General features: G+C 70.3%; 11 protein-coding genes. 9 read left to right on the top strand and 2 right to left on the bottom strand.

Features of this window, described 5'->3' with window-relative positions; all coding sequences use genetic code 11:
* From secD to AC156L_RS28975, 4 genes are all read left to right on the top strand, one after another.
* Positions 1–837 (top strand): protein translocase subunit SecD (secD, locus tag AC156L_RS28990; RefSeq protein ID WP_484407439.1); only part of this gene is annotated, 837 nt, incomplete at its 5' end.
* Position 838: 1 nt separating this feature from the next.
* Positions 839–2,029 (top strand): protein translocase subunit SecF, encoded by a 1,191-nt coding sequence (gene secF, locus AC156L_RS28985; RefSeq protein WP_330882622.1) that lies wholly within the window; start codon positions 839–841, stop codon positions 2,027–2,029.
* On the top strand, positions 2,026–2,544 hold the full coding sequence (locus AC156L_RS28980; protein WP_330882620.1) for an adenine phosphoribosyltransferase: 519 nt from the start codon (positions 2,026–2,028) through the stop codon (positions 2,542–2,544). The genes secF and AC156L_RS28980 overlap by 4 nt, the downstream gene beginning before the upstream one ends.
* 80 nt (positions 2,545–2,624) lie before the next feature.
* Positions 2,625–4,925, top strand: coding sequence for a RelA/SpoT family protein (locus AC156L_RS28975; RefSeq protein ID WP_330882618.1), 2,301 nt, complete (start codon positions 2,625–2,627; stop codon positions 4,923–4,925).
* Here AC156L_RS28975 and AC156L_RS28970 read toward each other — a convergent pair.
* Positions 4,864–5,742 (bottom strand): alpha/beta fold hydrolase, encoded by an 879-nt coding sequence (locus tag AC156L_RS28970; protein ID WP_330882616.1) that lies wholly within the window; start codon positions 5,740–5,742, stop codon positions 4,864–4,866. The genes AC156L_RS28975 and AC156L_RS28970 overlap by 62 nt on opposite strands.
* Before the next feature lie 98 nt (positions 5,743–5,840).
* On the opposite strand from AC156L_RS28970, the gene AC156L_RS28965 reads away from it, so the two are divergent.
* Positions 5,841–6,197 (top strand): winged helix-turn-helix transcriptional regulator, encoded by a 357-nt coding sequence (locus tag AC156L_RS28965; RefSeq protein ID WP_330882614.1) that lies wholly within the window; start codon positions 5,841–5,843, stop codon positions 6,195–6,197.
* 102 nt (positions 6,198–6,299) lie between these two features.
* On the opposite strand, the gene AC156L_RS28960 is transcribed toward AC156L_RS28965, so the two are convergent.
* Positions 6,300–7,169 carry a peptidylprolyl isomerase gene (locus tag AC156L_RS28960; RefSeq protein ID WP_330882612.1) on the bottom strand — a complete coding sequence of 290 codons (870 nt, stop codon included), beginning with the start codon at positions 7,167–7,169 and terminating at the stop codon, positions 6,300–6,302.
* A gap of 170 nt (positions 7,170–7,339) precedes the next feature.
* On the opposite strand from AC156L_RS28960, the gene AC156L_RS28955 reads away from it, so the two are divergent.
* From AC156L_RS28955 to AC156L_RS28940, 4 genes are all read left to right on the top strand, one after another.
* Entirely contained in the window at positions 7,340–8,038 is a 699-nt protein-coding gene (locus AC156L_RS28955) for an MBL fold metallo-hydrolase (protein WP_330882610.1), read from the top strand.
* Position 8,039: 1 nt separating this feature from the next.
* Positions 8,040–9,302, top strand: a complete 1,263-nt coding sequence (gene hisS, locus AC156L_RS28950; RefSeq protein WP_330882608.1) for a histidine--tRNA ligase — start codon at positions 8,040–8,042, stop codon at positions 9,300–9,302.
* On the top strand, positions 9,299–9,931 hold the full coding sequence (locus AC156L_RS28945; protein ID WP_330882606.1) for a hypothetical protein: 633 nt from the start codon (positions 9,299–9,301) through the stop codon (positions 9,929–9,931). The genes hisS and AC156L_RS28945 overlap by 4 nt, the downstream gene beginning before the upstream one ends.
* A 229-nt stretch (positions 9,932–10,160) precedes the next feature.
* Positions 10,161–11,056, top strand: an 896-nt coding sequence (locus AC156L_RS28940; RefSeq protein WP_484407436.1) for an extracellular solute-binding protein, incomplete at its 3' end; no start/stop codon positions are given.

Below are 11,056 nucleotides of genomic sequence, written 5' to 3'. Positions count from 1 at the left end.
TCGCGCCGCTTCGCCAACGTGACGCGGGAGAATTCGGGCAAGCCTTTCGCGATCATCGTCGACAACACGGTGATCTCGGCGCCGAACATCAACGAGCCGATCCTCGGCGGCAGCACCCAGATCAGCGGCACCTTCACGCAGAAGGAGGCCGACCAGCTCGCCAACGTGCTGAAGTACGGCTCGCTGCCGCTGTCGTTCGAGGCCTCCGAGGCCGAGACGGTGTCCGCGACCCTGGGCCTCGCCTCGCTCCAGGCCGGTCTCCTCGCCGGTGGCATCGGCCTCGGCCTGGTGTTCCTCTACTGCCTCTTCTACTATCGCCTGCTCGGCGTGCTGACGATCCTGTCGCTGCTCCTCTCCGGTGGCATCGTCTACGCCGTCCTGGTGCTGCTGGGCCGCTGGATCGGGTTCACCCTGGACCTGGCGGGCATCGCGGGCTTCATCGTGTCGATCGGCATCACGGCGGACTCGTTCGTGGTCTTCTTCGAACGGTTGAAGGACGAGGTGCGGGAGGGCCGGTCGTTCCGGTCGGCCGTGCCGCGCGCCTGGATCCGCTCGCGGCGGACGATCCTCTCCGCCGACGCGGTCAGCTTCCTGGCCTCGGCGATCCTGTACGTGATCGCCGTCGGCCAGGTGAAGGGCTTCGCGTTCACGCTCGGCATGTCGACGGTGCTCGACCTCGTGGTCGTCTTCCTGGTCACGCACCCGCTGGTGGCCCTCGCGTCGAAGTCCAAGTTCCTGTCCAACCCGAAGGTGTCCGGCCTCGGCGGGGCGCAGCAAGCCGGTGTCGACCAGCGCGCTCACGCGGGCTCGAAGACCACCGCCGTGAAGGAGGCCTGACGTGGCGAAGGTCAAGGGCAACGGAGTCTTCCACCGCCTCTACGTGGGCACCGGCGCGTTCGACATCATCGGCAAGCGCAAGCGCTGGTACGTGATCTTCGGGATCATCCTGCTGATCTGCGTCGGGTCGATCGGGATCAAGCAGTTCAACCTGGGCATCGACTTCGTCGGCGGCACCAAGATCCAGATGCCCGCCGCGAGCTCGCAGGGCGACATCCAGGTCGAGGCCGTCAAGGAGAGCTTCAGCAAGGCCCTCGGCGAGGACGCCACCGCGGTGCAGAGCGTGGGCACCGGCGGCACGGCGACGATCCAGATCCGCACCGAGACGCTGAACACGGAGCAGGTCGCCAAGCTGAAGACCGCGCTGAACGACGACCTGAAGCCGACGGGCGGCATCCAGTCGATCAGCGACAGCGCCGTCAGCGCCTCCTGGGGCGGTGAGATCACGACCAAGGCCCTGATCGCGCTGCTGGTGTTCCTGGTGGCGGTGGCGATCTTCCTGGCGCTGTACTTCGAGCTGTCGATGGCCATCGCGGCGCTCATCGCCGTGTTCCACGACGTGATCATCACGGCGGGCGTGTACTCGCTCGCCGGGTTCGAGGTCTCGCCCGCGACGGTGATCGGTCTGCTGACCATCCTGGGCTTCTCGCTCTACGACACGGTGGTCGTGTTCGACAAGGTCAAGGAGAACACCAGGGGCATCCTGGGCCTGACCCGGCGCACGTACGCCGAGGCGGCCAACCTGGCGGTCAACCAGACCCTGATGCGGTCGATCAACACCTCGCTGATCGCCCTGCTGCCCGTGCTCGGCCTGCTCGTGATCGGCGTCGGCCTGCTCGGCGTCGGCACGCTCCAGGACCTGGCGCTCGTGCAGCTCACGGGCATCTTCATCGGCGCCCTGTCGTCCATCTACATCGCGACCCCCGCGGCCGTCGACCTGAAGATGCGCGACCCGAAGTACAAGGCGCAGGCCCAGCGGGTCCTCGCCCGCCGCGAGAGCCTGGCGAAGAAGGCCGCCGCCGGGCAGTCGACCGGTGAGGCCCCCGAGGGCATCGAGTCCAGCGACGAGTCGGTCCTGGACGCCGAGCTGCGCAAGGAGAAGGCGTACGCGGCGGCGGCCGGGGTGCCGTCCCGCACGCCGAAGGCCAGCGACCTCCGTCGTGGCCGCCCGACCGGCAAGAAGCAGCGTTGAAGCTCGACAACGCGCTGAAACTCCTGCGTGAGGTCCCGGACTTCCCCCGTCCGGGGGTCGTCTTCCGGGACCTCACGCCGGTGCTCGCCGACCCGGACGCCCTGCGCGCCGTGGTGGACGGGTTGCAGGACAAGATCGACCCGGACACGCAGGTCGTCGCCGCGATCGAGTCGCGCGGGTTCCTGCTCGGAGCCCCGCTCGGGTACGGCTGGCGCTACGGCGTCGTGCCGTTGCGCAAGCCGGGCAAGCTGCCCGCCGTGGCCCACCGGGTGTCGTACGACCTGGAGTACGGAACGGCGGAGCTGGAACTGCCCGCGGGCGCCATCCTGCCTGGTCAGCGTGTCGTGATCGTGGACGACGTGCTCGCCACCGGGGGCACCGCCGAGGCCGCTTGCACACTCGTGGAGCGCGCGGGGGCGATCGTGACGGGCATCTCCGTGGTCCTGGAGATCACGGCCCTGGACGGTCGTTCCCGACTAGCCGGGCGGAACGTCAGCGCGCTGCTCGCCGTGTGAAGTACCCCGCTCGTCGCCCCGCGCGCCGATTTTCCCGGCGCGCGGGGCTATCCTCGGGTCCTAGCCCCTGAGGAGCGTGGTTGAGCCAGGACACCGAACCCGCGGCGACGACGCAGCCCGTGCCCGCACGGCCGCCGTCAGCCACCAGGCGCGTGCGCGCGCGACTCGCGCGGCGCATCACCGCTCAGCGGGCGGCGCCCGTGAAGCAGGTGCTGGAACCCCTCGCCGCCGTCCACCGCGACCTGCACCCGAAGGCCGACCTGGCCCTCCTCCAGAGCGCGTACGACGTGGCGGAGGAGAAGCACCGGCCCCAGCGCCGCAAGTCCGGCGACCCGTACATCACCCACCCGCTCGCCGTGGCGACGATCCTGGGCGAGCTGGGCATGGACACCACCACGCTGGTGGCCGCCCTCCTGCACGACACGGTCGAGGACACCGACTACTCGCTCGAAGCCCTCCGCGAGGACTTCGGCGACGAGGTGGCCCGGCTCGTCGACGGCGTCACGAAGCTCGACAAGGTGAAGCTGGGCGCGGCGGCCGAGGCCGAGACCATCCGCAAGATGGTCATCGCCATGGCCAAGGACCCCCGCGTGCTGGTCATCAAGCTGGCCGACCGGCTGCACAACATGCGCACGATGCGGTTCCTGCCGCCGGAGAAGCAGGCGCGCAAGGCGCGGGAGACCCTGGAGGTCCTCGCCCCGCTCGCGCACCGCCTCGGCATGGCGACCGTGAAGTGGGAGCTGGAGGACCTCGCGTTCGCGATCCTCCAGCCGAAGAAGTACGACGAGATCGTGCGGCTGGTGGCCAACCGGGCGCCGTCGCGCGACACGTACCTCGGCGGGGTCATCACCGAGCTGACGGGTCAGCTCGAAGGCTCGCGGATCACCGCGAAGGTCGAGGGTCGGCCGAAGCACTACTACTCGATCCACCAGAAGATGATCGTCCGGGGTCGCGACTTCGACGACATCCACGACCTGGTGGGCGTGCGCATCCAGGTGGACGAGGTGCGCGACTGCTACGCCGCCATGGGCGTGGTGCACGCGCTGTGGCAGCCGATGCCCGGCCGGTTCAAGGACTACATCGCCCAGCCGAGGTTCGGCGTCTACCAGTCGCTGCACACGACCGTGATCGGCCCGGACGGCAAGCCGCTGGAAGTGCAGATCCGCACGTACGACATGCACCGCACCGCCGAGTACGGCATCGCGGCGCACTGGCGGTACAAGGAGACGCGCGGGACGCACAACGGCAAGGGCGTCGAGGTCGACGAGATGGCGTGGATGCGCCAGCTCCTCGACTGGCAGCGGGAGGCCGCCGACCCCGGCGAGTTCCTGGAGTCGCTGCGCTTCGACCTGGCCGCGCGGGAGATCTTCGTGTTCACGCCCAAGGGCGACGTGGAGACGCTCCCGGCCGGGTCCACGCCCGTGGACTTCGCCTACTCGGTGCACACCGAGGTGGGCCACCGGTGCATCGGCGCCCGCGTGAACGGGCGGCTGGTCGCGCTGGAGCGGAAGCTGGAGAACGGTGAGGTCGTCGAGATCTTCACCTCGAAGGCCGAAGGAGCGGGCCCGTCCCGCGACTGGCTGTCGTTCGTCGCCTCCCCCCGCGCCAAGGCGAAGATCAAGCAGTGGTTCGCGAAGGAGCGCAAGGAAGAGGCCATCGAGGTCGGCAAGGACGCCATCGCGAAGGAGGTCCGACGCGTCGGGCTGCCCCTTCAGCGGCTGGTGTCGGCCGACTCGATGGGCGCGCTGGCCAAGGAGCTGCACTACCCCGACGTGAGCGCCCTGTACGCCGCGGTCGGCGAGGGGCACACGTCCGGGCGGCACGTCGTCCAGCGGCTGGTGGCCCAGCTCGGCGGGGTCGACCACGCCGAGGAGGAGCTGGCGGAGCGGTCCACGCCGTCCACCGTCACCCGGCGGCGGGTCACCGGTGACGCCGGTGTCGTCGTCAAGGACGCCACCGACGTCTGGGTGAAGCTGGCCCGGTGCTGCACGCCGGTGCCGGGGGACGACATCCTCGGGTTCGTGACCCGCGGCGGCGGCGTCTCGGTCCACCGGACCGACTGCACGAACGCCGACGAGCTGCTGGCCTCGCCGGAGCGGTTGCTGGACGTCGAGTGGGCGCCGTCGGCGTCGTCGGTGTTCCTGGTGGCGATCCAGGTGGAGGCGCTCGACCGGCACCGGTTGCTGTCGGACGTGACGAAGGTGCTGGCCGACGAGAAGGTCAACATCCTGTCGGCCTCGGTGACCACGTCGCGGGACCGGGTGGCGGTCAGCCGGTTCTCCTTCGAGATGGGCGATCCGAAGCACCTCGGGCACGTGCTCAAGGCTGTGCGCAGCGTCGAGGGCGTGTACGACGTGTACCGGGTGACGTCGGCCAGCTGAGGAAGTCCGCGAGCAGCGGCAGCAGCGCGTCCGGTCGGTCCAGCGGGATGATGTGCCCGCAGTCGGCGATCACGTGGCCGGTCAGGTCGTCGGCGACCGGGCGCAGCTGCCGTTCCAGCGCCGCCCCGACCGGGTGGGCGCCGATCGTCAGCGTCGGTGTGGTGAGCCTGCCGTGCTCCACGGCGTCGCGGATCTGCTCGGCGGTCGTGGGCATGGCGCGGTAGTGCTCGAAGGCGCAGCGCAGGGACTCACGGCCGGTGTAGGCGTCGACGAACGCCGCCTCGATGTCCGGTGGCACGCCTCGGCCCTGGGTGCCCGCGGTGAGGAAGAACCCGAGGTACTCGGCTTCGTGGCCGGTCAGCACCTGTTCGGCCAGGCCGGGGACCTGGTGGAAGCCGAACCACCACGGTGGGGTGAAGGCTTCCGCGCCCGGCAGGCCGCCCAGCAGCGACTCCATGAGCACCAGGCGGTCGACCCGCTCCGGGTGCCGCACCGCCAGGAGGAACGCCGGTGGTGCGCCCGCGTCGATGCCCACGACGGTCGCGGTCTTCTCGCCGAGCGCGTCCAGCAGGGCAGCCGCGTCCTGGGCCAGGGTGTCCGCGTCGTAGCCGTTCGTCGCCCTGGTGGTGCCGCCCAACCCCCGGAGGTCCGGGGCGATCACGCGTCGGCCGTCGGCCAACGCCGGGATGACGTCCTCCCAGACTCGCCAGGTGTGCGGGAAGCCGTGCAGCAGCAGGATCGCCGGTCCCGCCCCCGCCGTGGCCACGGTGATCTCGATGCCGTTCGCGGCCACCTCGGTCACGCTGATGTCGGTCATCCCGGCTCCTTCGCGGTTACCATTGGTTACCTGGTGAAGCTAGGTAATCCCGTTGGCCGTGCCAAGACGGCACTTCCGCGTCAGGTGGTGAGGTCCAGGTGACCCGTGGAGACCTGTTCAGCCCCGCGTGCCCCACGCGGCGGCTGCTGGACCGGATCGGGTCCAAGTGGACGTCGATGGCGGTCAAGGTGCTGGCCGAGGCCGCGCCGGACGAGGTGCGGTTCGCCGACCTGCGGCGGCGCATACCGGGGATCTCGCAGAAGATGCTGTCCGTGACGCTCCAGAGCCTGGTGGCCGACGGGCTGGTCGCGCGGCGGGTGGAGCCGGCCGTGCCGGTGCGGGTCCACTACCGGCTGACCGAGCTGGGGCTGTCGCTGGAGGTGCCGCTCGCCGCGCTGCGGGAGTGGGCCGAGACGCACATGGCGGAGATCGACCGGGCGTCAGCGGCGCGATAGCGCGGTTCGACAGGATGGCCACGGGTCCCGAGGAGTACCCAGGGGAAGACGCGAAGGGCCCCGGCACGGTGTGCCGGGGCCCTTGTGCGTGAGCGGTGCTGTCTAGCCGACGGTGACCGTCTCGAACTTGACTTCCTTGTTCGGCTTGCCGCCGCCGGGCGACGGGTCGAAGGCTCCGTCGTGGCCCGCCCTCGCGACCTCGTCGATCAGCTTCAGGCCCGCCTCGTCGATGCTGCCGAACACGGTGTAGTCGGGGGACAGCTGCGCATCGCCGTAGACGATGAAGAACTGGCTGCCGTTGGTCCCCTTCTGCGTCTCCGGGTCCGCGCCCGCGTTCGCCATGGCCAGGTACGAACGGCCGTAGGTCAGCTCGGGCCACACCTCGTTGTCGAACGCGTAGCCGGGGCCGCCCGAACCGGTGCCGGTCGGGTCGCCGCACTGGAGCATCTGGAGGCCCTCGGTGCCGATGCGGTGGCAGCCGGAGCCGTCGTAGTACTTCTGGGCGACCAGGTTGACGAAGCTGTTCACCGTGCAGGGGGCCAGCGACTTGTCCAGCGTCAGCTTCAGCTCGCCGATGTTGGCCTTGATCGTCACGGTCTGCGTGCCGGTGGAGGCGATGCCGCCTGCCTCGGGGGCCTTGATGCCCTCCTTGGCACCGGGCTCCTTGGACGGGCGGTACTCGCAGGCGACCGGGTCGGCCAGCGGGGTGGGGCGCTTCGGCAGGGCCTTGATCTCCGTGGGGATCTCGACGGGCTTCGGCGCCGAGCTGCTCTCGCCGGGGGAGGCCTCGGCGTCGCCGTCGCTCCAGTCGTGCGTCGCGAGGAAGTAGACGCCGCCCGCGACCACGATCACGGTCAAGGTCGTCGCTACCAGCGCGGTAAGCCTGCGGCGCTTCGCTCGTTGCTGTCGGTTGACGAGCTGACGCTCCAGCTTCCGCTTTGCTTGTTCGCGGCGCTGCTCGTTGTTCGGCACCTGCTCCCTCCCCAGGGATCTCGTGCTTCGTGGGTGGATACAGCACGTCGGCAAAGCCGACAACTTGGGCAGTCTAGGGGGCACGTATATGGCTGGTGTGTGCCGGCTAGGCTGGTGCAGCGGTTACACCGCGTTCCGTTGCCAATCCGTTGCCGTCGAGAGGTGCCGCCGTGCTGGTGATCGGGTTCCCGACCGGCGCCCTGCAGGCCAACTGCTACCTGCTGGCCACCGGCGAGGGCGAGGCGTGCGTCGTCGTCGACCCCGGCCAGGACGCCGTCGAGCCGCTGGAGAAGGCGCTGCGTGAGCACCGGCTGTCGCCGGTCGCCGTGCTGCTGACCCACGGTCACTTCGACCACTCGTTCTCCGTCGCCCCGGTGTGCGACGGCCACGACATCCCCGCCTGGATCCACCCGGACGACCAGGAGATGCTGTCGGACCCGCTGAAGGGCATCAGCGCCGAGACGGCCGCGTTCTTCGGCGGGAAGCTGGAGATGCGCGAGCCGAAGCAGGTGCGCGAACTCTCCGACGGCGCCGAACTGGACCTCGCCGGGCTGCGGATGACCGTCGACCACTCGCCGGGCCATACGAGCGGGTCGGTGATGTTCCGAGCGGGCACCGAGGAGGGCGGACGGCTGGTGCTGTCCGGCGACACCCTCTTCGCGGGCTCGATCGGTCGCACCGACCTGCCGGGCGGGGACCACCGGAGCATGCTGACGTCGTTGCGCCGCAAGGTGTTGACGTTGGCGGACGACACGGTGGTCCTGCCCGGCCACGGACCGACGACCACCATCGGCCGCGAGCGCGTGAGCAACCCGTACCTGACGCAACTGGGCGACTCCGCGCCGGCCGCACCGCACCGAGGACTGTGACGTGACTGCTTTTTCGGCACCCAAGGGTGTCCCCGACTACTTCCCGCCGACGTCCGCCTCGTTCCTGGCGGTCCGCGAGGCGCTGACCGAGCCCGCGCGCCTGGCGGGCTACGGCTACGTCGAGCTGCCGGTCTTCGAGGAGACGGCGCTGTTCGCCCGCGGCGTCGGCGAGTCCACGGACGTCGTGAGCAAGGAGATGTACTCCTTCGCCGACCGCGGCGACCGGTCCGTGACGCTGCGCCCCGAGGGCACGGCCGGGGTCATGCGGGCCGTGATCGAACACGGTCTCGACCGCGGCCAGCTGCCCGCGAAGCTCCAGTACGCCGGGCCGTTCTTCCGCTACGAGCGCCCGCAGGCCGGTCGTTACCGGCAGCTCCAGCAGGTCGGCGTCGAGGCGATCGGCGTCGACGACCCGGCGCTGGACGCCGAGGTGATCGCCATCGCCGACGCCGGGTTCCGCTCGCTCGGGCTCACCGGCTACCGCCTGGACATCACCTCGCTCGGTGACGGCACGGACCGCCCCCGGTACCGGGAGAAGCTCCAGGAGTTCCTGGCCACGCTGCCGCTGGACGAGGCGACCCGCGAGCGCGCGCGGCTGAACCCGTTGCGGGTGCTGGACGACAAGCGCCCCGAGGTGCGCGCGCTGATGGACGACGCGCCGCTGATGCTCGACCACCTCGCCGCGGAGACGCGCGAGCACTACGAGGCGGTCAAGGGTTACCTGAACGACCTGGGCGTGAAGTTCACCGAGAACCCGCGGATGGTGCGCGGCCTCGACTACTACACGAAGACCACGTTCGAGTTCGTGCACGACGGCCTGGGCTCGCAGTCCGGCATCGGTGGCGGCGGTCGCTACGACGGGCTGATGGAACAGCTCGGCGGGCAGCCGCTGTCCGGCGTGGGCTTCGGGCTCGGCGTCGACCGGACGCTGCTGGCGTGCCAGGCCGAGGGCATCACGCCCGGCGACCTGACCCGCTGCGACGTCTACGGCGTGCCGCTCGGCGAGGCCGCCAAGTCGCGGCTGGTCGGGCTGTCCGGCGAGCTGCGCGCGGCGGGGGTGCGGTTCGACCTCGCCTACGGCGGCCGGGGCATGAAGGGCGCGATGAAGGCGGCGGACAAGTCCGGCGCCCGGTTCGCCCTCGTGCTCGGCGAGCGGGACATCGAGGCGGGTGTCGTGCAGCTCAAGGAACTCGCCACCGGTGACCAGCGCGCGGTGCCGCTGGCCGACGTGGTGATCTCCGTGCGGGAAGCGCTGGGCCGGTGACCGACGACGCCGAGCGGATCCCGCTGGACCTCCTCGACCCGGCGACGGTCCGCAAGCGGGCGCGCATGGTCGCCATCGGCGCGGTCATGGTGGCGGGGTTCATCGGTGGTGTCCTGGGCCTGATCGCGGGCCGCGGGCCCGGTCTGATCGCCCTGGCGATCGTCGCCCTGCCGCTGCTGATGCTGGCGTGGAGCGAAGCCCGCCGCCGGGTCTGGCTCCAGGGCCAGGTGCTGTCGGTGCGGGCGTTCGGCACGCGGTCGGTCGACCTGCGGACGGCCGCCGAGCTGGACCTGCTCGTCACGGACGTCCGCGGCACCCGCACGGTGGGGCTGTTCGTGCGCGGCGGCGGCAAGGCGATCAACCTGGCGCTGGCGATCTACGCGGGCACCGGCGGACGGGAGCAGGGCGTGTTCCCGCTGCGCAGGCTGGCGGACGTGCTGGCGGGCCGGGGCGACCCGAACGGGCTGGTGTTCTCCCAGCTGCTCGTCGCCCAGCTGCGGGCCGAGGCGCAGGGCATGGCGGCGGCCGACCGGCCGCTCTACCAGCTCGCCTCGCTCGCACCCGGTGGTCGGCTCGCGCAGAAGCTCACCCCGGACGCGGTCTCCCGGTTCGTCGCCTCACTGGACTGACGCGACACAGCCCGAAGCGGCCAACTGGTCAGGTTAAAACTGACCAGTTGGCCGTTTTTCTTTGTCCGGCCGAAGTGTCAACCGCCGTTCGGTAGATCATCTGAACGGTTGCTGGTCTGCGGAAACATCATGTTGCTCTCGATGCTTGACCGAGAGATTGGTCTATGCCACCTTCTGTGGCAGCAGATTTGGTCTTACCAATGGTCAACATCGCGCCACGAGGTGACTGATGAAGAGCCCCCGCCTGATCGCCGCCGCTCTCGCGCTGGCGTTCGCCACCGCCGCCTGCGGTTCGTCCACGCCCACGGCCTCCTCGGACGGCCCCGTGACGCTGGACGTCTGGCTCATGAAGGACAGCGTCACCCCAGACTTCCTCCAGCGCTTCACCAGCGACTTCGAGGCCGAGAACTCGGGCATCAAGCTGAACGTCCAGATCCAGGAGTGGGGCGGCATCGGCCAGAAGGTCGTCAGCGCGCTGGCGAGCAACGACGCCCCCGACGTGATCGAGGTCGGCAACACCCAGGTCGCGCAGTACGCGGCCAGCGGCGGCGTGGTCGACCTGACCGACAAGGTCGACGAGCTGGGCGGCGGGGACTGGATCCCCGGCCTGCGCGATCCCGGCGCGGTGGACGGCAAGCAGTACGGCATCCCCTACTACGCCGCGAACCGCGTGGTCATCTACAACAAGGACCTGTTCGCCGCGGCCGGGATCACCGCGCCGCCGAAGACCCGCGCCGAGTGGCTCGACACCACGGCGAAGCTCAACCAGGGCACGACCCAGGGCATCTACCTGCCCGGCCAGAACTGGTACGTGCTCTCCGGGTTCCTCTGGGACGAGGGCGGCGACCTCGCCGTCAAGGACGGTGACCGGTGGAAGGGCGGCCTCGGCACGCCCGCAGGCGCGGCGGCCGTGGACTTCTACAGGTCCCTCCAGGCGCTCGGCCAGGGACCGAAGGACTCCGACGAGGCCAAGCCGCAGCAGACCGACGTCTTCGCGAGGGGTGACGTCGCGCAGCTGATCGCGGTGCCCGGCGCGGCGGGCCTGATCACCAAGGCCAACCCGGCGCTGGAGGGCAAGCTCGGGTTCTTCCCGATCCCCGGCAAGACCGCCGACGAGCCCGGCGC

This window comes from Umezawaea sp. (assembly GCF_057122925.1).
The sequence above is the reverse complement of the archived record's forward strand: the minus strand, read 5'-3'. Positions and strand labels throughout refer to the sequence as shown.